The organism is Kosakonia sp. S42 (assembly GCF_016624785.1).
In the GTDB taxonomy this organism is placed as follows: Bacteria; Pseudomonadota; Gammaproteobacteria; order Enterobacterales; family Enterobacteriaceae; genus Kosakonia; species Kosakonia cowanii.
Map to the genome: position 1 here is coordinate 34250 of NZ_JACVTW010000019.1, position 24510 is coordinate 58759.

Annotated in this window: 25 protein-coding genes and 2 pseudogenes; 10 read left to right on the top strand and 17 right to left on the bottom strand. The window is 50.2% G+C overall.

What is annotated here, in order from left to right; all coding sequences use genetic code 11:
• Complete coding sequence (locus IAE50_RS18110) at positions 1-1662, bottom strand: ShlB/FhaC/HecB family hemolysin secretion/activation protein (protein ID WP_200580894.1); 1662 nt, start codon at positions 1660-1662, stop codon at positions 1-3.
• 863 nt (positions 1663-2525) lie between these two features.
• Between IAE50_RS18110 and IAE50_RS18115 the strand changes: the two genes are divergently transcribed.
• Positions 2526-3011: a hypothetical protein gene (locus IAE50_RS18115; RefSeq protein WP_234467223.1), complete on the top strand. Its 486-nt coding sequence runs from the start codon at positions 2526-2528 to the stop codon at positions 3009-3011.
• A 195-nt stretch (positions 3012-3206) separates the two neighbouring features.
• Here IAE50_RS18115 and IAE50_RS18120 read toward each other — a convergent pair whose 3' ends face one another.
• The 3 genes from IAE50_RS18120 to IAE50_RS18130 form a co-directional block, all read right to left on the bottom strand.
• Positions 3207-3821, bottom strand: a complete 615-nt coding sequence (locus IAE50_RS18120; RefSeq protein WP_200580884.1) for a hypothetical protein — start codon at positions 3819-3821, stop codon at positions 3207-3209.
• A 227-nt stretch (positions 3822-4048) separates the two neighbouring features.
• Positions 4049-5011, bottom strand: coding sequence for a GlxA family transcriptional regulator (locus IAE50_RS18125; protein WP_200135462.1), 963 nt, complete (start codon positions 5009-5011; stop codon positions 4049-4051).
• A gap of 109 nt (positions 5012-5120) precedes the next feature.
• The gene (locus IAE50_RS18130; protein WP_200135461.1) at positions 5121-5897 is read right to left on the bottom strand and encodes an MBL fold metallo-hydrolase; all 777 of its coding nucleotides are present in this window, start codon (positions 5895-5897) and stop codon (positions 5121-5123) included.
• A gap of 379 nt (positions 5898-6276) precedes the next feature.
• On the opposite strand from IAE50_RS18130, the gene IAE50_RS18135 reads away from it, so the two are divergent.
• Positions 6277-6624, top strand: a complete 348-nt coding sequence (locus tag IAE50_RS18135) for a hypothetical protein (protein WP_200135460.1) — start codon at positions 6277-6279, stop codon at positions 6622-6624.
• Positions 6625-6952: 328 nt separating this feature from the next.
• Here IAE50_RS18135 and IAE50_RS18140 read toward each other — a convergent pair whose 3' ends face one another.
• Both IAE50_RS18140 and IAE50_RS18145 read right to left on the bottom strand, forming a co-directional pair.
• Positions 6953-7321, bottom strand: coding sequence for a TA system toxin CbtA family protein (locus IAE50_RS18140; RefSeq protein ID WP_200135459.1), 369 nt, complete (start codon positions 7319-7321; stop codon positions 6953-6955).
• Between the two features lie 20 nt (positions 7322-7341).
• A pseudogene (locus tag IAE50_RS18145) lies at positions 7342-7587 on the bottom strand (type IV toxin-antitoxin system YeeU family antitoxin); the annotation flags it as partial.
• 2 nt (positions 7588-7589) lie between these two features.
• Between IAE50_RS18145 and IAE50_RS18150 the strand changes: the two are divergent.
• Positions 7590-7805 (top strand): annotated as a pseudogene (locus IAE50_RS18150) (alpha/beta hydrolase); the annotation flags it as partial.
• 52 nt (positions 7806-7857) lie between these two features.
• Here the strand turns inward: IAE50_RS18150 and IAE50_RS18155 are convergent.
• Entirely contained in the window at positions 7858-8730 is an 873-nt protein-coding gene (locus IAE50_RS18155; RefSeq protein ID WP_046876685.1) for an aldo/keto reductase, read from the bottom strand.
• Between the two features lie 222 nt (positions 8731-8952).
• On the opposite strand from IAE50_RS18155, the gene IAE50_RS18160 reads away from it, so the two are divergent.
• Complete coding sequence (locus IAE50_RS18160; protein ID WP_023320386.1) at positions 8953-9852, top strand: LysR family transcriptional regulator; 900 nt, start codon at positions 8953-8955, stop codon at positions 9850-9852.
• 89 nt (positions 9853-9941) lie between these two features.
• On the opposite strand, the gene IAE50_RS18165 is transcribed toward IAE50_RS18160, so the two are convergent.
• The 9 genes from IAE50_RS18165 to IAE50_RS18205 all read right to left on the bottom strand — a co-directional run bounded on the left by IAE50_RS18165 (position 9942) and on the right by IAE50_RS18205 (position 18145).
• Complete coding sequence (locus tag IAE50_RS18165) at positions 9942-10733, bottom strand: carboxymuconolactone decarboxylase family protein (RefSeq protein WP_032725892.1); 792 nt, start codon at positions 10731-10733, stop codon at positions 9942-9944.
• Positions 10734-10757: 24 nt separating this feature from the next.
• A complete protein-coding gene (locus IAE50_RS18170; protein WP_023320388.1) occupies positions 10758-11111 on the bottom strand; it encodes a cyclophilin-like fold protein in 354 nt (117 codons plus the stop codon).
• 219 nt (positions 11112-11330) lie between these two features.
• Positions 11331-12380, bottom strand: coding sequence for an NAD(P)-dependent alcohol dehydrogenase (locus IAE50_RS18175; RefSeq protein WP_200135458.1), 1050 nt, complete (start codon positions 12378-12380; stop codon positions 11331-11333).
• 727 nt (positions 12381-13107) lie between these two features.
• On the bottom strand, positions 13108-13536 hold the full coding sequence (locus tag IAE50_RS18180; protein ID WP_089598742.1) for a cyclophilin-like fold protein: 429 nt from the start codon (positions 13534-13536) through the stop codon (positions 13108-13110).
• A gap of 64 nt (positions 13537-13600) precedes the next feature.
• Positions 13601-14644, bottom strand: coding sequence for an alpha/beta hydrolase (locus IAE50_RS18185; protein WP_200135457.1), 1044 nt, complete (start codon positions 14642-14644; stop codon positions 13601-13603).
• 85 nt (positions 14645-14729) lie between these two features.
• Complete coding sequence (locus tag IAE50_RS18190) at positions 14730-15938, bottom strand: MFS transporter (protein ID WP_200135456.1); 1209 nt, start codon at positions 15936-15938, stop codon at positions 14730-14732.
• Positions 15939-16137: 199 nt separating this feature from the next.
• On the bottom strand, positions 16138-16875 hold the full coding sequence (locus tag IAE50_RS18195; protein ID WP_200135455.1) for an SDR family oxidoreductase: 738 nt from the start codon (positions 16873-16875) through the stop codon (positions 16138-16140).
• A gap of 22 nt (positions 16876-16897) precedes the next feature.
• Positions 16898-17674 (bottom strand): carboxymuconolactone decarboxylase family protein, encoded by a 777-nt coding sequence (locus tag IAE50_RS18200; RefSeq protein WP_200135454.1) that lies wholly within the window; start codon positions 17672-17674, stop codon positions 16898-16900.
• A gap of 12 nt (positions 17675-17686) precedes the next feature.
• On the bottom strand, positions 17687-18145 hold the full coding sequence (locus IAE50_RS18205) for a cupin domain-containing protein (protein ID WP_200135453.1): 459 nt from the start codon (positions 18143-18145) through the stop codon (positions 17687-17689).
• Between the two features lie 178 nt (positions 18146-18323).
• Between IAE50_RS18205 and IAE50_RS18210 the strand changes: the two genes are divergently transcribed.
• The 3 genes from IAE50_RS18210 (at position 18324) to IAE50_RS18220 (ending at position 21337) form a co-directional block, all read left to right on the top strand.
• Complete coding sequence (locus tag IAE50_RS18210) at positions 18324-19235, top strand: LysR family transcriptional regulator (protein WP_200580885.1); 912 nt, start codon at positions 18324-18326, stop codon at positions 19233-19235.
• Between the two features lie 234 nt (positions 19236-19469).
• On the top strand, positions 19470-20321 hold the full coding sequence (locus IAE50_RS18215) for an aldo/keto reductase (protein WP_200135452.1): 852 nt from the start codon (positions 19470-19472) through the stop codon (positions 20319-20321).
• 26 nt (positions 20322-20347) lie between these two features.
• Complete coding sequence (locus IAE50_RS18220) at positions 20348-21337, top strand: aldo/keto reductase (RefSeq protein ID WP_200135451.1); 990 nt, start codon at positions 20348-20350, stop codon at positions 21335-21337.
• 34 nt (positions 21338-21371) lie between these two features.
• Here the strand turns inward: IAE50_RS18220 and IAE50_RS18225 are convergent, their stop codons facing one another.
• Positions 21372-22265 carry a LysR family transcriptional regulator gene (locus IAE50_RS18225; protein ID WP_200135488.1) on the bottom strand — a complete coding sequence of 298 codons (894 nt, stop codon included), beginning with the start codon at positions 22263-22265 and terminating at the stop codon, positions 21372-21374.
• Positions 22266-22413: 148 nt separating this feature from the next.
• Between IAE50_RS18225 and IAE50_RS18230 the strand changes: the two genes are divergently transcribed.
• The 3 genes from IAE50_RS18230 (at position 22414) to IAE50_RS18240 (ending at position 23978) form a co-directional block, all read left to right on the top strand.
• On the top strand, positions 22414-23205 hold the full coding sequence (locus tag IAE50_RS18230; protein WP_200135450.1) for an SDR family oxidoreductase: 792 nt from the start codon (positions 22414-22416) through the stop codon (positions 23203-23205).
• A 123-nt stretch (positions 23206-23328) separates the two neighbouring features.
• On the top strand, positions 23329-23580 hold the full coding sequence (locus tag IAE50_RS18235; RefSeq protein ID WP_200580886.1) for a DUF1471 domain-containing protein: 252 nt from the start codon (positions 23329-23331) through the stop codon (positions 23578-23580).
• Positions 23581-23636: 56 nt separating this feature from the next.
• A complete protein-coding gene (locus IAE50_RS18240; RefSeq protein ID WP_200135448.1) occupies positions 23637-23978 on the top strand; it encodes a helix-turn-helix domain-containing protein in 342 nt (113 codons plus the stop codon).
• Positions 23979-24510: the final 532 nt, after the last annotated feature.

Below are 24510 nucleotides of genomic sequence, written 5' to 3' on the forward strand. Positions count from 1 at the left end.
TTAAAATGTCACCGCAACACGCCAGTTAAGCGTCAGATGATCCGGCCCCAGCCAGTCGGGATAGGCGAGCGGCGTCCCTACTGTGATTTGACTGGCGAACCAGCGCCCGGCGCTGCTAAGCGATGCCGCCGTTCCCCACAGCGTGCCTGAAGCGAATTTGTCGAAGCGATCCTTTTCCAGCCAGCCGCCGTCCAGCGCGACGGTGGCGCTGATCTGCCCGAGCACCGGCAGGGTAAACAGCGGGTAGTTGAGTTCATTGCGCCAGTAACCTCCGTTATCGCCGGAGAGATACTGCTCTTTGAAACCGCGAACGGAGCTTTCGCCACCGAGGGTCAGCCGTTCGCTGCCATAAAGCCTGTCCGGCGACCACTGCCCGTACAGGCTGGTAAGCCACAGAAGTTGATTGGTTATCGGGCGCTGAAAACTGGCGCTCAGGTTCCACTTACGGAACTCTGCCCGCGGCACATCACCGATCTTCTCTTCATCGGTTTCAGCGTTAAACCACGGCATACCGTGGCTGTAACTGGGGTTGAACGTTGCCACACCGCCGAACATTTTCTGTGTGTGGTTAATACCAAGCTGAAGGCTGGAGAGGTTGCGGGTACTGCTTTTCAGCGGCGCGTCGTTAAGCCAGTTACGGCTGGAGCGCTGGGTTACGCCCGCCGAGAGCGCGGTTTTGATATCGCCATTACGAAACACCACCCATGAACCATTCAGCCGATGGGTTTTCGTATCCCCCGTCGATATCCATGGAAAACCCTGATTCATAATGGTGGTGCGGTAGTTACTCCAGGCGTAGCTGTAATCCAGCAGGCCGTAGCCATAAGGCACGCTGACGCCGGTCTGGAAACTTTGCGCATCATATCCAGTGGCGAAGTCACTGCTGCGCCCGCCGCTGACAAACCATTTATCGGCCAGCCCCAGCAGGTTATTTCCACTCAGTGAACCGTTTAATTGCTTCTCGCCAGTGCTCTTCTGCCCGCTATTATCAAGCGAGAAAGTGGCACTTAACGGGAATTCCGGCGTGGCGGTGAGGTTAACGATGGAATATCCCGGCTCGCTATCCGGCACTATTTCTATCTGCACCGGGTTGCTGCGCAAACGGTTTATTTGCTCCATTCCCTGCTCAATATCACGCAGATTTAACACCTTGCCTTCCAGACCGGGGAAAACCATTTTCAGCATGCGCGGCGATTCACCGTCGAGGCGGATATGGCTTAATTTCCCTTCCATTACCACCAGGCGTAATTCACCCTGCGACAGATCTTGCTCAGTAAGAAATGCGCGGCTGGTGATATAGCCACGGCTGATATACCAGTCTGAGATGGCGGTGGTTAATTCGGTGATTTTTGCCATATCCAGGCATTGATTCAGCCATGGAGAGATCAGTTTCTGCTGCGCTTTCGCGCTGATAAGCGTGACGCCTGAAAGGGTGATGGTGTGGATGGTAAAACAGGGGCCCTGAGTTTTGCCATCGGGCGTACGCACCTCCTGACGCGGCAGCGGCGTGCTTCGCTCCAGCTCATCGCGCTGTTGCTGGCCTTGGCGCAACAGCTGTTCCTGCTGTTGACGCACCGCATCCCGATCAGCTGGCGATAATGGCGCGGCCTGTGCGGCAGAGATAAATAATATAAACAGCAATAAATAACGCACTTTTCTCATCCCTGAAGAAAACATAGGTCACCCGACCAATATAATTTTGGTTAAGTTGCTTTTAATAATGATTTCTAAGTATTTTCTTATGGATTAATTAAAAAGGCAATACTCATCAAGGCAAATAGATAATGAGATTTTAAATTTAACTTTAGTTCAGGATATATTCTGGAGAAGATTGAAGTATATCGCAGTGGCTTTGAAGATTAAGTGATACGCAGGGTGGTTAATAAGATGCTATTAGCATTTTTGGTAATTGTTAGCATCGATTATTTGGCTACTTTAATTAGTAGGTTAATCGAGAGATATAGATATATCAAAGCAGGGATGGGGGTAATAGCCACAGGCTATTATGTTGCCGGGTTCGCCGGGCGCTCTGGCTGATGTAAGCGCGGTGCTCTCTTCTGCCTGATTTGCGCTGCTCGCGATCTTTGGCTAAATCAATGATACTGATGCCGACCATTACCACAGCCATGCAAAACTGAGGTCTTTACCAGACTATCGTCTGTTAAATCACTGTCTAATATGGAATGATTAGCAAACAATTTTAATAATAAAGGGAGTCAATTTTGCAGCATGAACTATGGTTAGAGCCAGACGGGAGCCAGACCTTTTGCCTCAAAGGTGTGCACGGAAATGCCGCAAGATCGTTATTAGCGCCCGGCGCAGAGCTTGTATGGGAAGTTGACGCTACGAGCTATTATGAAGCAATGACACTTTATTATAAATATATGGGCTGGGGTCAATATATGACCTCTTTTCCTGACCAGGATTGTAAGACTTATAGTGAGCTGGGTTGGGAGTAAACGCCTTTAAACTCCATGCCTGCTTTGCGATCCCACGCCACGCTGCACGGCTCAGCGGTAAGCCGCATGAAGGCCAGCAACTCAGATGCTGAGAAAACGATGCCTAAAATTATTGATAAAAATTTAGTTATGTCTTCTGTGCTGTCAGCGGTATTTGGCAGTTTATCTGGCTCATTATTTCTTTTGATATATCTTTACTGGGCAAAAAATAACGATTCCGCTGAGGAATTGGTATCTGTCATTTTTGTCTATTTGTTTACCGTGATGATAAGTATTTACGGCACTCTGGCAGGGACTTTTATAGTGGGTCTTCCGGTGGTGGTAATAACAAGGCGAATATTCCCTGCCCCTTCATTTAAGGGATGCTTTTTTATACTGTTCACTACGCTCTTCATATGGCTGGTTGTACTGGCATGGCCTGTCATCAGCATATTCGACATTACTTACCACGAAATTTTGCTTTTAAGCCCTTATGTTTTTTGCTCAGTTGCTGTACTTACGTATCTGATTTACTGGAAAGGAAGCGAACGGCACAAGTCAGGTTCTGCGTAGAAGGTTTGTACTGATAATCCAGGCTTCCTGCCAGGTAAGAGGATATGGTCATGTGCGGGCTGGCTTCATCAGAACGGGTACTGACTGAGATCTAACTCGCCGCCCGGTTGCGGCGAGATTCCGGCCCGATGAAAGCAGGATAATACCCTGCTTTTAACGGTTATTCCGGACGCGGGCTGGAACCTTATATGCTCGTTACCAGCTAATATTGTTACACTTTCTGAATGATTTAGTAGGAACGATTTTCATCATATGGTTTTTTGCCATGCACTGGTTAAAGATTTCAGACCTGAAACCTTCGACGTTTAAGCCCAACAGTGTGGAAGAACGTTTATCTGCATCTTTTTTGACATAATACCCACAATACTCCTTAAAACTGTCAGGGTTATCGCTGTGCGCCACTGACCATTTCAACTGTGATTCGGCTGACTCTTTCTTCGGCATTTTTGCATTCATCATTCCTGAAACGGCTCTGGAATAATGAGGATCGCTGAATATCTTTTCAACGAAGAGGCGGTTCCCGGTATCAAGATGACCTGCTTTGCACAACTGGATATAGGCCGATGAAAGGCGCTCCTTCTCCGCATCAGACTGGGTGTTACACTCCATAAAGACCTGCTTGTCACTCTTCAGAGGATTTTTTTCAGTTGACTCCCAGTAACTCTTATCGAATTGCTGAATCTCGCCTTTATGTGCGCCGAAAGGACAGAGTAATTGGTAGTTGGAGGAACAACTGAGCAATAAAAAGGACGCTGGTATCAGCACCAGACAGCGGTTGAACCGAAACGATAGCAGGTGCTTAATTTTCATTTTGAGTGGGTTCCAGAAGTTTTATTGTTATTAGTAACATGACACTTGAGCACGCTGAATGCACGCCGCATGTTAGGGTACGTTACTTATACAGCCATTTTCCGCATCTGCCTGAAGAAATCAGCATGTGAATGGAGGGAACCGACAAGCGCGGGCACAGTAACTCACTTACTGAGTGAGCAACATGTAAACATTGAAAGTTAATCCTCGTAATCAGGGGTATGTTGTCAGAGTTGATTACCCGGCCCACGAAACGCGCGCCGCCATTCGCTCGGGCTGACGCTGAACCGCGCTTTAAAACTCTGGCGAAATGAGACAGGAGACTGAAATCCGGACATCCAGGAAACAACTTCGATGCTGTGGTCAGTGGACTCCAGTAATTCTTGACTGCGCTGCAGGCGCTCAACGTTGAGCCAGTCACCAATAGTCATGCCGGTTGCAGCAAGGAAGTGGCGGGTAAGTGTCCGGCGGCTCATGCTGCAAAACTTTGCCAGGGCGTCAATATTATGTGGCCTTTCCAGGTTTCTGCGCAGGTAGTCTGTCAACTCGTTGACAGCACTGTCCCGGGTCGTTTCGGGCACCGGCCGTTCAATATACTGCGCCTGTCCCCCTTCACGATAAGGGGGCATAACCATGCGGCGTGCCACCCTGTTAGCGAATGCACTGCCATAATGCGCGCGCACGATATTCAGACAGCAGTCAATTCCTGCTGCCGTACCGGCAGAAGTGATGAGACGTTCATCGTTAATATACAGAGCGTTCGTATCCAGCCTGACGGCAGGAAAACGGCCGGTAAAATCACGCTCATATTCCCAGTGTGTGGCAGCCCGTCGGTCGTCCAGCAGACCAGCATAAGCCAGTACATAGGTTCCCAGACATAACCCCACAATTTCTGCACCCCGTTGCCAGGCATCAACCAGCGCTTTCAGCAGGGCAGCAGAAGGTTTTTCCTCAGGATGGCTCCAGAAAGGAACGATAATAATGCTGGCGCTCTCCAGCAGTTCAAGTCCGTTTTCAACATTGATTTGCAGCCCGGCCTCAGACGCAACAGTACCGGGGCTTTCGGCACAAATTTTCAGACAGAAACGGTCAGGCTCGGGTAATGCCTGTCCAAATACCATACACGGTACTGAAAAATGGAATGCGCTGACGCCAGCAGTGGCGATAACAGCAACGACGGGTACGCTCACGTTTCGTCTCCGGTTCAGGGCTGACACGGTCTCCTGCATCAAGCACCCTGAGAACGAAGGGTGCTTTGCTGAAGCCAGATAATACTCTCTGCGTGTTGTTTGTTAACTCTCAGAAAACCAGCGTTTCACCGTCTTCAGGTACACGGACACTGTTCTGGATCCCTTTCTGCTGAATGAACTCTCTGATTTCACTGCGGGTAAGCAGGCAATGATTGATGGCCTCCAGGTGAGAAGCGACCACCACGGCATCCGGCAGGGCCTGGTGCGTACGCAGGATATCCTCGGTTCCCATGATGATGGCTCCATAGCCGTCAACCTGGGCAAAGCCGGCGTTAATAACGACCACGTCTGGCGTGTGGGCGGCAAGAGTATCTGCATACGCCTTCACCCAGATGGTATCGCCAGCAATGTACAGTACCTTTTCATCAGTGTGGCTGAAGACCAGGCCACATGCGTCACCCAGAAAAGCTGCCATCTCTGGATCAGCATAGGCCGCATCACTCCCGTGCTGCCCGTCGGTCTTGACAATAGTGATACCGTCAAAAAGGTTTTCTGCCTGCAGTACCCGCACGTCGCTGAAACCCTGTGCACGAATAAGCGCGGCATCTTCGTCATGTTGAGAGAAGATAGTTTTGTTTTTCGGAATGAGCATCTGTGCGGCTTCATCCCAGTGATCAAGGTGAGTGTGGGTTACGATAACCGCATCGACATTCAGTAATTCATCGACGGACACAGGCAAGTCAACCCGGGGGTTGCGCAGGTGCGAACATGCCGTTCCGGGAAAACCGGGCCATGCTTCTTTCTCAGCCAGAATCGGATCGATCAGAAAACGTTTACTGGCATATTCAAGTGCAAGTGTTGCATTGCGAATCTGAGTTAATTTCATAGTTACTCCCCATAAAGTAGTTATTCAGCAGGTACTGATGTCATGTCAGGCACACCTGGCTGACCTGATCAGCGCCCAGTATAGGGAGGCTAAAATGGTGGCGTGAGTAGCCTTCCAGCCAATTAACAATGGAATCGGGTCATAAAGCGTTTGTGATGCCGCCGTTCCGTGACCCGGTGCGCGGAAGCGTATTACAGCGATATGATTATTTCCTCACCGTGGTACCTTTCCGAAAACCATGAAATAGCTGAAAACTCAGATCAGAGCAAAACGACTGCCCGTTAATTTACCTGCGTTTCTCTATGGCTGCTTATTATCAGGCTGGCGAACTGAAGTGATAACTTAGGGTGGCTATTTACAATCAAAGAAAGGAACAATAATGACCCTCTATGAAGCTATCAACGCACTGGAAAAGGCAGGCCATGATGATATCTGGATCGTGACTGCTGATAATGGCGACAGTTATAAAAAAGATCCGATGTTTCCGGGTTCATGGCTCCACCCCAAAATTGTCTCCCGTGATGGGCGGGCTCTTGCCGAGCGAATTGCAAAGCCAAACGACTGGTCTCTCTGTGGAGACTGGAGAAATACTGCGGTTCGTCAGGGCTGTGCTGCTCCTTACCAGGGAGAGTCACTCAGGAAGCAGATCTCCATTCTACGGGAGAAAGCAGCACTTGATGCCATCGTGCATGGTGGAGATGAAGCACGGGTTAAAAAGCGGATCTGAAAGACAAACGACAGGCGGGATTTTCCTTTAACTGAGCATGCGAAGCAAATCGACTCAATCCTTTGGCGATTGTGTCACAAATTTGTTTTACAGCGAAAATCAGAAAGGTACTAATGAGACGTAACTTATTGAAGTTGCGATAATAGGAACATAACACAACAAACCATCTAGTTGATAAATATACGTATTATCTTGTTTCATCTTTATAAATGCCCCCTTTTGTGCCCCCCCTTGTTTTTCATGCGACTCGATGAGGTTTTCATTGAGTCGCCAATATCACTAATTTCTTCACAGACCGTGCAAATTTTCTCGGCTCTTGAAGTCTTCCTCACTGCCGCGATCGGCTAAGAACAATATTACTTACTTCCCGATACGAACAACTGTTCATTAATCCGCATGCTCTCCTGGCATGAAGGATATCTGTCACGGTCAAATATGGCGCTTGTTCCTGTGAGGTAAATCCTGTGCGATCGATACGTACTAACTCATACTTTTCCACCAGAAAGTTAACGGCATTAACCAGAGTGATACCGGCATCGATATGTTCCTGTATAACGGTTTCATCACAAAACGGCGTATCGTTCAGGGTCAGACCATAGTGTTTTTCCAGCAGGCGTGTAAGTAGCATTTGCCAGACTGCAACGGGCGACAGACAGGGCTTTGTCGCCCGCATGTTTCTTGCAGGTAGAAATTTCATTTTTGCTCTCGTGTATTTAATTAGCGTTGAGTTGGGTAAACGACGATGTATACGTAGCCGCAACTACCAAGTGTGTCAGCTTCGCAAGTGAGCCCATTGTGATATAGCGTGACGCAGTGCTGATACTGGGGATTGAGCTCGCCGCTGGTCAGCATTAGTTCCAGTTGTTTGAGTATAAGGGGAAAAGCTTGGTCCAGGCGCAACGCATACTTGTCGCTGAAAGCACCGTTAAACCCGGCCCGGTCAGCAAGAAAATGCAGGCGGTTAGCCTGTCGCCATGCCCGCGCAGGACAGCTGGCGAGTACGTCTGGCGATGGCGCGTGAGTGGCGTGACGTGGTGAACAAGCATGGCGGGGATGTGACGGTAACGCATTTGCCTGAAGTGGGAATCAAAGGGAATACCCACTTCCCGTTCTCTGATCTCAATAATGTGCAAATTGCTGATTTGGTGAGTCAGTTCCTGAAAGAAAAAAATCTGCAGTAGAAAGAAGTCGTATTGAGCCTTCATTATTGAAGGCTCAATACCAATATCAGCATTAGCGATCGTGAATTTTCACACCAAGACAGCCACGCACAAATTCAGGGTTAAAGTGCTTCACGGCATCACCAACGTAGCCTAAATCGAGCATGTTAATTTGTTCCATTTCACTCTCAGTCAATGCGAAATCCCAGATGGCAAAGTTCTCTTCAATACGTTCTTGACGGGTGGATTTAGGGATAACAGTGACACCACGCTGCACATTCCAGCGCAGGACAACCTGAGCAACTGTTTTTTTGTGAGTATCAGCAATTCGCTGCAGCATTTCATTTTCATAGGGCTTATGCCTTCCGCCGCCTAAGGGGGCCCATGCTTCCGGCTGAACGTTGTAATACTTCATGGTTTCAAGTGCAGCAGGCTGCGCAAAGTAAGGATGTAATTCAACCTGGTTCACCATTGGCCTGATTCTGACGGTTTCGCAGAAATTTGCTAATACATGAGCATAGAAATTAGACACCCCAATCGCCTTAAGCTTACCGGCATCATAGGCATCTTCCAGCGCACGCCACGCGCTGAAGTAATCACGCATGGCCTGATGCAGTAAATAAAGGTCAAAATATTCCAGCCCTGATTTTTCTAACGACGCTTCAATTCCTGCTTTGGCCATATCGTAACTGGCCATGTCCTGTACCCATAGTTTTGAGGTAATAAACAGCTCTTCGCGGCTGCATAACCCTTCGGCAATAGCCTCGCGTACGGCGTCACCAACGGCATCTTCATTACCGTAAACTGCTGCGGTATCGATAAGGCGGTAGCCAGTACGAATAGCAGTCAATACTGACTGTTTACACTCTTCTTTATCTGTTACCTGAAAAACACCAAAACCAGCCATCGGCATTTTCAGGTTATTGTTTAATAATGAATAATTCACTTTTGAATTCCTCTGCCATACCTGAATAATCATTCTAGAATAAAAAGACAGACATGAGTAAGGCGCGAAATCTGATATGACTTATGCACGATTTTCATAAATTACGCCCCAGAAAATTGACCAGCTTAACGCCGTAAATTACCTATCCATTAAGTGCCCCTTCGCTATGCATTACGCTACACTACTCCATCACTTTCTTTTGGCAGTAAGGGGGGGGGCAGGTTGGCACGGGAAAACCTTAATGATTTAATGGCGTTTATAGTCGTCGCGCGTGAAAAGAGCTTTACCAAAGCAGCGGCACATTTAGGCGTTTCACAATCAGCCCTCAGCCATACCATTCGAACCCTCGAATCCCGTCTTGGGATGAAACTTCTGACCCGCACCACGCGCAGTATTTCGTTAACCGATATAGGGCAATCCATGTTCGATGACCTCGGCCCTTATATCGATGGGATCCAGGGGCGATTACAGTCGCTGAAGGACCTCAACAGTAAAGCCGCCGGTACGGTACGTATATCAACGTCAGATTATGCGATTGGCTCTGTCATATGGCCCAAGCTTGAGCCACTACTCAAGGAATACCCGGATATTACTCTGGAGCTGATTGATGACTATGCGCTGACGGATATTGTCTCCGGCCGGTTTGATGCAGGAACGCGGCTCGGTGAGCAAATCTCTAATGGCATGATCTCCGTGCGTATCGGCCCGGATGTGCGCTTTGCCGTCGTCGGTTCTCCTGACTATTTTTCCCGCCACCCTTATCCGCTGCATCCTAACGATCTTATTGATCACAGCTGCATCAATCTTCGGTTTCCCACCCACGGTAATTTGTATGTCTGGGAGTTCGAAAAAGAGGGAAAGAGCCTGAACGTCAAGGTCAGCGGTCAGCTGGTGTTTAGTCGTATCTATCAGAATTTACAGGCTGCCATAGAAGGATATGGGCTGGCACATGTTCCCCGTGATATAGCAGAGAAACAGCTCGCCCGCGGCGAACTGATCAGCGTCCTTGAAGACTGGTGTCCTTACTGGGATGGTTATTACATCTACTACCCGGAAAACAGAAATCATTCGAAAGCTTTCCAGCTCGTTATTGACGCGCTGCGCCACTACAAACATCCCTGAACAGGCCCTGGCAGGATTAACGACCTGTGACTCCTGGAAGAAAAAAGCCAGAACCTGTTCAGGTGCTGGCTTTTGCGAATCGTCAGCCGTCAGGCCTGGTTTCTGCCTGTAAATACCTCTTTAAATACGGGTAAAGCTGAGAAAATGTTTGGCCAGCCCGCCACAAAGGCCAGCTGTGTCAAGACCTCTGAGGCCTGAGTCTGGGTCAAACCATTATCCATCGCCCGATTAAGATGATACGGCACTTGCGCCACTTGCCCGGCGGTAACCAGTGCACTAACCGTTACCAGGCTTCGGTCCCGTGGTGCCAGACCCGGCCGCAGCCATAGGTCCAGGAATAGTGCATCCGTGGTGTATTTCACGACCCCCGGTGATACCTTGCCAAAGTTTGACTCAACCATCGTGGCACGTTGGTTTTCCGACGCTTTATCCAGAGGCAGGAAATCCACTTTATCCCCTGGCAAGGATGCCGTATCGATATGGCGGTGCGCAAAGACGTTGCGGGCAACCAGCGCCGCAGAGGTGGCGTTTGGCCAGCCAGCATAAAATGCCAGATGGGTAATAACCTCGGAGATTTCAGCGGGCTTCACGCCGCTATCCAGCGCCACGTTAAGGTAGTGCGGAAGCTCAGCCGTATCATTCCGGCTGATGAGTGCTGCAATCGTGACCAGGCTGCGGTCGCGACGTGACAACTCCGGACGATTCCAGAGATCTTTTTCAATAAATCGTTCAGCATACGCAGCCATAGCGGGTGCGACTTCAGCAACGGCGCCATGTGTATCTTTTTGTGTCATTTTCAAACTCCTGTTTTGCGTGGTTTGGGAAACGCATCCGCTCATCAATAACAGAGAAAGAATCGCCAGAAATGTCCTGCTTATCATTCATTTTCTCCCGCCGAGTGACGATTATTCCGTCAACAGTTCAAATCTGGCGCTGTAGGCATCAGGGTGGACGGGCAATGCATCTGGCTCATCTAATTGCCCAAGTTTCATTAAGCCAGACACATAGCTATGGGATTTATAAAAAATAGCCAGATTTCCCCAGGGCGCATAAAGGGTTATATCGCCTTTTTTTGCTGACGTTCCTTCGGGTGAACCTTCGGTGGTCAACCGGGAAGGTAAGTCACTTATTTTCTCCTCCCCGGCATAATCTTTCAGTTGCAACGTAAGCGGTAATAAGGCCGCAAATTCTCGGCTCGCAGGAGAGTTATTCAGGGTCGCGGTAAGGGTTTTATCGTTAAGTATGATATTTATCTTCATTACATTTTCCTCTGTATTCCGCGCGCTCGCCGTAGCCGAAAACATGAATATCAGACCCAATATGCCCCATCCTGAAAATCTGGAAAATACACGTTGGTTTTTTGAATAAATAAACATGAGGAGCCACTCGGACGACATCAATTGCGACTGTTTTTAAAAAAGACGCAGAGGCGTTGTGAAAGCGGTAGCCAACGCGCGCTACCGCCTGTGTATTTGCGTTTATTCTGCGCTCAGCGAGGCCATATCAATGACGAAGCGGTGGGCCATGTCTCCCTGTGCAAGGCGAGCGAAAGCATCGTTGATCTGATCGATATTAATCATTTCGCACTCAGGATAGACATCGTGCTTCGCGCAGAAATCCAGGACTTCCTGGGTTTCCGCAATGCCGCCGATCAGCGAACCCGCAACGCGACGGCGACCCATGATCAAAGGAACCGTGAGCGGTTCATCCATCAGACCAACCTGGCCGACAATGACTAACGAGCCATCAATATCCAATAACGGGGTATAGATATTCAGGTCATGCTTAACGGGTGCTGTATCAATAATTAAATCGAATGCACAGGCTGAATCCTGCAATGCCTGCGGATCGGAAGAAGGCAAAATGCCCTTCGCACCCAGCGCCTTTGCCTCTTCCTCTTTGTTCTTATTGCGGCTGATGACGGTCACCTCGGCCCCCATCGCCACGGCCAGCTTAACCGCCATATGGCCCAGGCCACCTAATCCGATCACGCCAACGCGGCTTCCCGGGCCCACATTCCAGGTACGCAACGGAGAGAAGGTGGTGATACCAGCACAAAGGATCGGCGCGGTCTTTGCCAGATCCATATTTTCCGGCACACGCAGGACAAACTCTTCGCGTACGACAATATGTTTGGCGTATCCGCCCTGAGTGATTTCGCCGCTCAAGCGATCCGGTGCGCCATAGGTAGGCGTCATCCCGTTACGACAGAATTGCTCTTCGCCATGCTCACACTGATCGCAGTGCATACAACTATCCACCATGCAGCCAACGGCAACATGATCGCCTGGATGAAATTTTTTGACGTTCTGCCCCACGGACGTGACGACACCCACAATTTCGTGGCCCGGGATCAACGGGTAAGGCTGCGGGCCCCAGTCTCCGTTGACCGTATGCAGATCTGAGTGGCAAACGCCGCAATAAAGAATTTCAATGGCGACATCGTTTTCACGTAAATCGCGACGTTCAAAATGATAAGGAACCAGTTTCGCGTCGGCAGCGTGCGCTGCATAACCAACCGTTTTCATTAATACCTCATGTTCTTTTTCAATTTCAGAATCAGAAAAGCCCCCGATTAGCGCGTGCAATTAACCAGCAAGCGATGCGAAGAGTATTTGTCAAAACGTACATAACGGTAACAACAACGACTTTCTCAGTACAACAGCACAGTTGAGATAGCAGTAATGAACAAAATTAATAAATCCCAGAGGGGTACCCTAAATGTCTACAACATTCACAGCGCCATGCTTAATAGTGGGTTGCTGGTTTTTATCACGCTGTTGTGGACATCAGAAAATCGATCAGGTCTTTGACTATTTTGATGTTGCCGGAATTTTTCGGATGATAGAGATAAACGGGCAGATATGTTTTCCCATGAAGGTCAGCGCTTTGCATGCGGGCATGAAGTATCTTACTCGGCAGGCATTGTAGAGTGCCAGTCGTGATCAGTTGTCTGGTTGATGACAGTTAACGGTGTCGGGAAGAAACTCGCCCACTTCGGATCGTCAAACATCAGAAAAGAGACATCTTGTGGGACCGACAAGCCACACTTGTAATTCGGCTAACCACCTGCCCCTTGAGCAGCCATATTCCGCAATCGTGCGATATTTCGCGCTGGCGGCTCGCCATATTTGCGCTTGTAATCGCGACTGAAATGAGACTGGTCTTCATAACCAACTTGACCCGGACACCGAAGCCATACTCAATGAAGACAACTAATGTCCTTGCGTTAAATTATCGGAATTGAATAACGGATCAATGTGCCATTTCAAATGTCACATCAATATTACCCGTATGTCTGAAAATCCCCACTCCAGAGTGGATTCGGCCCACTTTCTGAAGGTTACCTATCCGTTCATTGTTCTGTTCGTACATGATGACGAAGCTGTGGCGGGGTGCCCAGTAAACAATATCGCCCACTTCATAACCGCTGGTCTGCGTTTCGTTTGCCGGCAGGGCATCCGGGAACCGGTAGCACATTTCCCGTCCGTAAAGATCTTCCATGGGCAGCGTCAGCGGAAAGCGAGAGACCAGCGCCCGGGTAGTGGCATTGTCATAAAATGTTGCCGTCATAACCTGGTCACCTGCGGTGATCTTGACCCGGATACCTTCGGCCTCGGCACCTAAAGATGAGAATGAAACAGCCGTCAGGGAGGCCAGAGCAAGCATGAATGGTTTGAACATAAAACTCTCCATTGTTTTTATATTTTCATGAATAACGGCACTAAAGCAGTGCCGTTCAGAAACATTATTTATCTGATTTCAGATTGGTATTAAAGAATGAGACCAGCTTGTCCCACGGGATGAGTTCAGTGCGGTCATACAGGTCGATACGGTTAGCGCCCTTAATCTCCACAAGTTCCTTCGGCTCTGCGGCCATTTTGTAAGCTGTATCGGTATAGGTGCGGGATGGTGCAGCATCACCCACGACAAAGAGTATTGGTCGCGGTGAAATGGACTCGATATCGATAAACGGATGGAAGTTCATGAATTTCGCATAGGTCGCCGGTGTTGAGCGGCGATTGTTAGATGCCACCTTACCGCGCTCCGTCTGATAAAAGTCATTGGACTCTTTACCTTCGATGAACACCGGATCGTTCTGCCCGGGACCATAAACGGGTTGCCCGGTTTCCGCGGTTTTGTAGCGTTGTTCTGCTGCAATCGCCAGGTCCTTGTTTCTCATTTCCACGGTCCGCTCATGGTTCAGACCGGTACGGAAATATTCGCCCATGTCGTACATGCTAACGGTGGCGATCGCCTTGATGCGGGGATCCATTTTTGTCGCGGCGATGGCAAAGCCGCCGCTACCGCAGATACCTATCACGCCAATTTTTTCACGATCCACAAATTCGCGCGTTCCGAGGAAATCAACTGCAGCGCTGAAGTTTTCTGCATACACATCAGGCAGCACGGCCCCGCGCGGCGTACCCGCACTCTCACCCCAGAAAGACTGGTCGAAGGACAGTGCAACAAAACCGGCCTCCGCCATTTTTGTTGCGTAGAGGTTAGCAGCCTGCTGTCTTACTGCAGCAAAAGGATGGCCGACAATAAGGGCGTCATATTTTTTACCGGCTTCCATATTGCGGGGAGTAAATAACGTGCCGGTAACTTCCATGCCGTAAATATTTTTGAATTTTACGGTTTCAGTCTTCACTTTATCGCTTTTATAGAAATTATCCGCACCGTGGGACATATCGGCTGCGACGGCTGTATTTGCCCCCATACCCAGAGCGACGCTGAGTATCGTCAGTGCGGCCAGGGTTTTTAATTTCCCTTTTGAATGCAATTTCATATTACCTCCTGAATTAAATAACGGTGTTAAGACAAACGGAGTGAAAAATCCGGAGAGCAATAAACCTCCGGACAGCAGGACCTGTTCAGGCCGGATTTTGTTGACTCTGGCCCGGGCGTTTTAACAGCAGGAATGCCACCACAGCGGTAGACAGCACTGCCAGCGCGCCGGCCAGAAATATCGCGTTCAGTCCCAGGTGGCTTCCTATCCAGCCGAGCGCAGGGCTGCCGATCGCCATTGCCACGTCAAGAAATGCTGTGTAGATGCCCATCACCATGCCGCGGTTCTGGGGTGTTGAACCACTGATGGCTTCAATACCGAGGCCCGGGTAAACCAGTGAGTAGCCAAAACCGGCTAAGGCAGCACCTGTCGTCGCAATCAGGGACGTACCGGCAAGCCATATCAGGAACAGCCCGGCGGCCTGTACGAGCACAAAAATCAGCGCAATACGCGCGCCACCAAAGCGATCTGGCAGATGGCCCGCAACGGTTCGGGCAGCAATCAGCGCAACGCCAAAGGCAGTGAATGCCATCCAGACGGGCTGCCAGTTCATGGCGCTGTAATACAGTGAGCTGAAGGCCAGAATGGTGCAGTACCCTGTGCTGGCCAGTGCCGCGCCCAGCCCCGGTAACCAGACGGCGTGCATGACGGAACCAAAGGTTGCCTGTGCGGCATGGGGATGGGGCGCTACCGCGGGCATGCGGGCGAGATATGCCAGTACCAGCAGCGGAAGCAGGAGCGTCAGTAGTGCGATCGCCTCAAAGCCGAAGGCATCAAACAACATCGTGCCCACCGGCCCGCCGAGTGCCATAGCAGCAAACATTGCGGTACCCACCCAGGCGATAACCTTACCTGCGTGCTCTTTATCCACGAGGGCCAGACCCCATGCCACGGCGCCGGTAATGATGAAGCTTTCCGCCCCCCCAAGGATCGCGCGCCCGGCAAGCAGTACACCCACTGACAGTACCGGCATGCCGACCAGCCAGAGCGACATCTGGTACAGTAGCCCTGAAACGGCCGCGGCGATGAGCCCGGCCACCACGCCCTTTTTGGCGCCGCGCCTGTCTGAATAACTTCCGGACCACACCCGGGAAATCAGCGATGCCGCAAACTGTGCCCCGGCAACCAGGCCTACGATAAACGTCCCGAAGCCCAGGTCATTTTTGACATGCAGCGGCAGGACGGGCAGCGCGACGCCGATAATGATAAAACCGACCAGAACCGCGGCCATTACCGGCATCAGCGCTGCGACAACCCGGGCACCGGAATTATTTTGAGAATGTTTTACAGGCATATAATGCAGCCCCTTACCTTTAAATGAACAGAATGTCGTATACGCGTATGTAATTTTCGGGCGCGAAGTAGCCCGCAGAAAATTCAGGTTTGAATTTCCTGTGTTGAAAGATGCGTTATCTGGTAATGCTTTTTTTATATCCGGATGATATAAACCATCCGGATATAATGCAGGCGTCAGCTACCCGCCTGGTTGTGTTTCAATAAACCTGTACGGTCGGCCGGAAAAGTATTTCGTTAACATCCACGTCGTCAGGCTGGCTGATGGCAAATGCAACGACCCGCGCAAAAGCCTCTGCCGGGATCGCATTCTCGTAGGTTTTCGACATACCTTTCGCAATATCTTCGTCGGTGATGGTTTTAGTCAGTTCGGTATCTACCGCGCCGGGAGAAACAATCGTTGTGCGGATATTCCAGGGCTTCACTTCCTGACGCAGACCTTCTGAAATAGCCCGGACGGCCCACTTAGTACCGGCATATACAGCGCCGCCAGGTCCCACCTTGTGTCCAGCTACGGACGATACGTTAATAAACTGCCCGCACTTCTGCGCTTTCATATACGTCAGCGCGGCGGCAATACCGTAAAGTACACCCTTAATATTCACGTCGATCATTCGGTCCCATTCATCCACCTTCAGCTTGTCGAGCATGGAGCTCGGCATGAGACCGGCGTTATTAATCATCACGTCAATACGACCGTGCAGCTCTACCGCCCGGTCAACAAGGGCCTGAACCTGTGTGCGATCCGTCACGTCGGTACGCAGTATGGCTCTGGCATCCAGCCCCAGTTCGCCGGCAAGTTGCTCAAGCTTCTCCATACGGCGCGCCCCCAGGACCACCTTTGCGCCCAGTTTCGACAGGTGTCGGGCTGTTTCTGCTCCCAGGCCGCTGCTGGCACCGGTGATGACGATGATTTTGTTTTCGATACCCTGAGACATACTGTCCTCCTGTAAAGAGTGGTTATTTCGACTCACGCTGCTCAAACACCGTTTTGAAAACCGGCGCGGCGGAAAAAGCATTAGGCCAGCCGGAGTAGTAGGCAAGGTGACTCAGTGCGCCTGAAGCCTGCTGCCGGGTCAGGCCGTTATTCATTGCCCGGTTAAGGTGCGGCGGAATTTGCTGTACCTGCCCGTTTGCAATCAGGGCAGACAGGGTCACCAGACTTCTGTCCCGTGGTGCAAGCCCGGGACGCAGCCACAATTCCCGGAAAAGCACGTCGGTGGTGTCGCTGACAAGCCCCGGCACCGCGCTACCGATACTCTGTTCCACGCGTGCAGCGCGAGCTGCTTCCGCTTTTTCATCGATCGGCAGCAGCGCCTCCTCCGCGCGAGGAAGCTGTTCAGCGTTAATTCCTTTTTGCAGGAATATCTCTTTCGTTACCGCTGCGGCCGCAATGGCATTGCCCCAGCCGGCATAGAACGCCAGCTGCGTGATGGTTTCGGAAAGCTCAGCCGGCTTAACACCGTTTTTCAGCGCCAGCTCCAGCTGCTCCGGTAAAAGTACGGTCTGATTCCGGGCAATAACCGCTGCAACGGTCACGAGGCTGCGATCGCGTGGCGACAAATCGTTTCTTTTCCAGAGGTCTCCTGCCAGCCTGGTGCTCGCATAGCGTTCGAGTGCGGGAGATACTGCCTCTATGTCGGTGTCTGACAGCGGGCCCCGCTGTGTTCCCGTTTCTGCAATGGCGACAGCCGATCCGAGAGAAAGCGCCAGCGCAACTGCTGTTGAAATTTTCATCTGACCTCCGGATTACTGATACTGTTCGTCAGAGACGGGCTCCTGCCAGTCCACGTTTTTACCGTCCACCATATACGTCATGGCCAGATGGCTCATGGGGGACGTCGCCGTGGCACCATGCCAGTGGCGTACAGTTGCAGGGATCCATACAACATCACCCGGAGCGATATCCTGGCGCGCTTTACCTTCTTCCTGAACCCAGCCTTTACCGGCCGTAACAATCAGCAACTGCCCGGCGGGGTGAGTATGCCAGGCCGTGCGCGCACCCGGGGCGAAATCCACCTGGCCCAGATTGGCACGCGTGGACGCGTTTGGCGGCAACAACGGGCTGACAACCGCATGACCTGAGAAGTTATCGGCCTTGCCGACGACAGAAGGGGTCTGCCCGTTACGGCGAATTTCAATGCCTTCGGCAGAAACCTGGGCGGCCCCCAGTACGGATATGGCTGCAGCACCAATAATCGCTTTCATCTTTCACCTCGCTGGTTACTTTCGGCTAAATGGCGTAGCGGATTACATTAATTCCCTGCAAATGAAAACGCCTTTTGTCGGGAGGAATGGTTATTTAGTGAACGAAGAAAGTATATCTGAGGACGTATTAAGTGATTAGATGGTAAAATGAGATTGAAATTATAAGGAGAACCTCTAAATGGCTGATGATAATCTGAATGCCCTTGCTGCATTTATGGTGGTGGCTAAGGAACAGAATTTCACGCGAGCGGCAAAACGTCTGGGTGTTTCACAGTCTGCGCTCAGTCAGACTGTTCGTGTTCTGGAAGCACAACTCGGGATCCGGTTGCTTAACCGAACGACCAGAAGAGTTGTCCCAACTGAAGCTGGGGAACGTTTACTCGCTTCAGTTGGACCTCAGATAGAGGATATTCAGCGGCAGTTAATGGTGCTGAGTGAATTACGTGATAAGCCAGCCGGTACAATACAACTTACCGCAACAGAATATGCAGCAGAGTCAATACTCTGGCCAGCAGTGTCGCGTCTCGTTAAAAAATACCCCGATATTAAAGTCGAAATTCTTACAGATTATGGGCTAACTGACATCGTAAGAGATCGTTTTGATGCCGGTGTACGTCCCGGAGAAACTATTGCCAAAGACATGATTGCTGTTCGTATTGCGCCAGATATGCGGATGACAGTGGCGGGATCTCCAGATTATTTCAGTAACCGGCATGCGCCCATTACTCCACAGGAATTGACAGAACACTGTTGTATAAACCTGCGCCTTTCCGGGCATGGAGGACTCTATGCATGGGAGTTTGAAAAGGACGGGCGAGAACTGAATGTGCGAGTTGATGGTCAACTGGTTTTCAATACGGGAAGCATGATACTGAAAGCGGCGCTTGAAGGTCGAGGGCTAGCCTATCTACCAGAAGGGCAGCTTGAACCCTATATAACATCCGGGGCTCTTGTTCGCGTGCTTGAGGATTGGTGTGAACCTTACTCTGGATATCACCTTTACTATCCAGGCCACCGACAACCCACCCCGGCATTTAGCCTGCTAGTTGATGAACTTCGCTATTCAACTCGCGAGAAGCATCAGAGTTAAACTTCCCTGATAAATGACGATCAGCTATGAGCTGTGAGTTCTTCGTTTCATGGCAACGTCCCCCTTTATTAAGGATAGCGTTGCATCGACCCATCGAACTCGCAGCACGAAGCCGCCCTTAAGCCCCCTCTAAATTAATGAACACATCTAATAAACCCTAGTTAATTACCCCACCTAATCGAATAAATCACTTTGCGTTATGCTTTTCCTACACAACAGCTGAAGGATAACGTCATGCAAACTGTAAAACTGAACAACGGTATTGAAATGCCCCTGCTGGGCTTTGGTGTGTTTCAGATGTCTGATCCCGCTGAATGCGAAAGAGCCGTTATTGATGCAATCGATACGGGATACCGCCTGATCGATACCGCTGCGTCTTACCAGAATGAAACCCAGGTCGGGAACGCTCTGAAACAGAGCGGTATCGCGCGTAACGAACTTTTTGTCACGACCAAACTTTGGCTGCAGGATACCAATTACGAAGGCGCTAAAGCCCAGTTCGAACGTTCCCTGAATCGACTGCAACTTGATTACGTTGACCTGTATCTGATTCACCAGCCTTACGGCGATGTCCATGGGGCCTGGCGTGCTATGGAAGAACTGCAGCAGGCAGGCAAAATTCGCGCCATTGGCGTCAGCAACTTCCATCCTGACAGACTGGCCGACCTTATCGCCTTCAACAACGTTGCCCCTGCGGTAAACCAGATTGAAGTGAACCCCTTCAACCAGCAGCTGCATGCTGTTCCGTGGAATCAAAGCCATGGCATTCAGCCGGAAGCCTGGGCACCGTTTGCTGAGGGTAAAAATGGCCTGTTCCAGCATCCCGTGTTAAAGGCGATTGGCCAGAAGTACGGCAAAAGCGTGGGCCAGGTTGTGCTGCGCTGGATCTTCCAGCGAGGCATCGTTTCGCTGGCAAAAACAGTGCGTAAAGAACGTATGGCTGAGAACATCAATATTCTCGATTTTGAACTCAGCGCTGAAGATATGCTGCAGATTACCGCTATCGATACCGCAACCAGCGCTTTCTTCTCCCACCGCGATCCTGCCAGAGTTGAATGGTTGGCCGGCCGCAAACTTGATGTTTAAGTCGCGATAAAAGAGGTATTCATTCAATGCAAAAACGTTATCTGGGTAAATCCCGACTCGAAGTCTCCGCGCTTGGCCTCGGCTGCATGGGCTTAAGCCACGGCTATGGTCCGGCGACCGATACCCGACAGGCTATCGAGCTCATTCGCGCAGCGGTCGAACGTGGCGTCACCTTCTTCGATACCGCTGAAGTGTATGGCCCCTTTCTTAATGAAGAGGTGGTAGGCGTTGCCTTAAAACCGTTTCGTGACCGCGTGGTCATTGCCACCAAGTTTGGTTTTACTTTTGGCGACGACAACAAGCAGCAGATTTTAAACAGCCGTCCGGAGCATATCCGTGAAGCGGTGGAAGGATCATTACGCCGTCTAAAGACTGATGTCATTGACCTGCTGTATCAACACCGTGTCGATCCGGACGTCCCGATTGAAGACGTTGCGGGAACGGTGAAGGACCTGATCGCTGAAGGCAAAGTTAAACATTTCGGTCTGTCCGAGGCGGGCGCGCAAACCATTCGTCGTGCGCATGCCGTACAGCCGGTCACTGCCCTGCAAAGCGAATACTCCATGTGGTGGCGCGAGCCTGAGCGGGAGATCCTGCCGTTGCTGGAGGAACTGGGCATTGGTTTTGTGCCCTTCAGCCCATTAGGCAAAGGCTTCCTGACGGGCTCGATTAGGCCAGGAACCACTTTTGGCAAGGATGATTACAGAAGCCAGGTGCCGCGTTTCGCCGGGCAGGCGATTGAAGCCAATGAAAAGCTGGTCTCCTTGCTGGGTGAACTGGCGGCAGAGAAAGGCGTGACGTCTGCACAAATCGCGCTGGCGTGGCTGCTGGCACAAAAGCCGTGGATTGTGCCTATCCCTGGTACCACTAAACTGCACCGGCTGGAGGAAAACCTGGGGGCCGCCGACATCATTCTTTCACAGGATGACTCACGGCAGATAACCCAGGCGCTTGAAACCATTAAAATCGTCGGCGAACGTTACTCTCCTGAGCACCAGGCCCGCGTGGGCCGTTAATACCCGGACGGGTCCGCTGCAATTGGCGGACCCGTTATTCCTGATAGCGAAGCGCATCGATCATCAGCGCAAAAGCGGGGGGATGCTGCTTGCGGCTCGGGTAGTAGAGGTAATATCCGGGGAAAGAGGGACACCAGTCCTGCAAAACCTGAATAAGCTCTCCCGACTTTATATAATCCTGCACCCTGTCTTCAGGTATGCAGGCGATACCAAAACCTGATAACGCCGCATCAATCCTTTCCGCCTGCAGATTAAAGGTTACCTGCCCCTCCACTCTGACCCGCAACGGTTTCCCTTCCTTCTCAAACTCCCAGTGGTAAAGCCCACCGGCGGTCGGCAGGCGCATATTGATACACCGGTGATGTTGTAGTTCGTGCGGCGTTTCAGGTACAGGATTTGCAGCGAAATAAGACGGCGCTCCTACTACGGCCATTCTCATGTCCGGGCCAATTCTTACCGCAATCATGTCCTTATCCACGCTTTCGCCCAGGCGGATCCCGGCATCAAAACGCCCCTCAACAATATCGACAAAGCCGTTATCCACCACCAGCTCAACGTTGATTTCCGGATATTCCCTGAGGAAGGGTTTTAACTTCGGCCATACCAGGCTTCGCGCGGCATGCTCCCCGGCAGATAAACGAATATTGCCGGAGGCGGTGCCGTTCAGCTGAACCAGCGATTCCAGCTCCTGCTCAAGATCGGCAATACGCGGTTCAAGGCAGGCAATAATTCGCTCACCGGCTTCCGTAGGGGCAACGCTTCGGGTCGTGCGGGTCAGAAGGCGGATATTCAGCCTTTCCTCCAGGGCCTTCATCGCGTGGCTGAGTGCAGACTGAGAAACGCCCAGTTTACCCGCGGCTTTGGTAAAACTTCGCTCCCTTGCCACCACAAGAAAGATTTGCAGTTCGTTGAAATTTTCTTTGAGCATCGGCGATTTCCTTATGGAGGCATTCCCTTCATCGCACACTCATGAAGGGTGTTCATAGACACAATCATTTTAGCCCCATTACTGACATTAATGATAATTGATATTCTGACCGTATCGAAAATAAGTCTGAATTATCAGTAGGTTTATCATGAAAATACTCGTTGCAGGGGCGACAGGAAGTATTGGCCTTCATGTCGTCAATACCGCTATCAAAATGGGCCATCAGCCTGTAGCGCTGGTCAGAAATAAGCGCAAAGTGAAATCGCTTCCTCGGGGAACAGATGTTTTTTACGGCGATGTTTCATTGCCTGAAACCCTCAGCGATTTGCCGAAAGATATTGATGCCATAATCTTCACGCTCGGTTCCGATGGCCAGGGACGTATTGGTGCCAGGGCGATAGATTACGGCGGAGTGCGCAATATTTTACGAATATTCAGGGATACACCTATTCGTATCGTCCTGATGACCACGATTGGCGTGACTGAACGACTCAGCACCTGGAATCAACGCACTGAGGTTCATGACTGGAAAAGACGTGCCGAGCGTCTGGTCAGGGCAAGTGGTCACCCCTATACCATCGTCAGGCCCGGCTGGTTTGATTACAACAATGATGATGAGCACAGAATCGTTATGCTTCAGGGAGATCGTCGCCATGCAGGAACACCGGAATATGGTGTGATATCTCGGGAGCAAATCGCCCAAGTTCTGGTCAGTGCCCTGACCCACGACGAGGCAAAAAATAAAACGTTCGAGCTGGTGGCTGAACGAGGTGAAGCACCGCAGAATCTTACCCCACTGTTTGCAAACCTGCAGACTGATGATCCACAAAAAAATGATGGGGTTCTGGACATAGACAATATGCCTCTGCGTGAAGAACCTGACTGCATTATTAACGAGCTGAATTTGTATTCAAAAAAATTAACCAATCGACAACCCTGACAATTTTGTCATATAGCCGTCAGCCTCATGACAGCTTAAGTCTGTATATTTCAATACACAGATGGAGGAAGTTACTCCTGATACAAGTCCAGTTTCAAGCATATTGTCAAAGAGGTACTAGATATGAAAACCCTACTTATTACTACATTGATCATGGGATTTATTTCAGTGAATGCCGCATCAGCCGCTCAGGAAATTAACCAAGCAGATGGGAAAGAAAAGATGGGTGTAGTCTCAGCCAGCAATGCCTATACGCTTGATGAGTTATCGGATGTTCTTTCTCGTAAGGCTGATGAGCAAGGGGCAACATCATTCAAAATCCTGTCGACAACGGGGGATAACAGGCTACACGGGGTTGCTGAAATCTATAAGTAAATCAGTAGCATCCCGAACAGGATGTGTCACAGCCCTCTTATAGTGAGCGTAGATTTATGCTCAGAACAGAAGACATCATCGATGAGATAACTCAATGGATTGATTCAAACTTGCATAACCCGCTGAAGATAGGGGATGTTGCTGCGAGGGCAGGATACTCTAAGTGGCATCTTCAGCGGATTTTTGTGCAGGTGAGAAAAGTTAGCCTTGGGAAGTACATAAAAGATACGAAACTTAGACTTGCAGCAAAAGATCTTATCGAGACTAATGAGCCAGTGATGGTTATCGCCTTTAAATATGGATTCGATTCACAACAGACTTTTACTCGGGTTTTCTCTAAAAAATATAAATTGCCGCCATTAAGATATAGAAACACCGAAAAGATAAAAAAACATTAACCTTTTAAATTTTTTAACCTTAAGTAGTATTACCCAAATGATAATTCATTCTAGCATCGAAAGTTGAAGACCTTTTGAGCCAGAAGCTTCTTGTTCGGAACGAAGCTCAGCCCGGTTTTAACATCCGACGTTTAGACTATGATCTTCACCTGTTACACATTAGCGGAAAAATCGATCAGAACCAGATCGATATCTCAACCACATATCCATCCTAGTAATCCATGAGCTTTTAAATAGCTGGTGATTCATGGCACTGAGCTGCCACCGTTAAGGTTCAAAGGGCTGCTTTGAACAAGAAGCGGGCCTTTGGTCGCAGCTTAATCAGCGCGGATCGCTACCCACAGCACAGTTCATTGAGGCCCATGTGTTTTTCACATCCTTTTGTCATGCTACTAATGACTGTCGGGCCCGAATATCACTGCTCTACCATGCAACACCACAAGAGGATCTGTGCTGTCACGTGACGCTTACGGCACTACACCGCACCCGACTGCGGTTTCTGGAACGATAAAATTTTCATTACAAAATATGA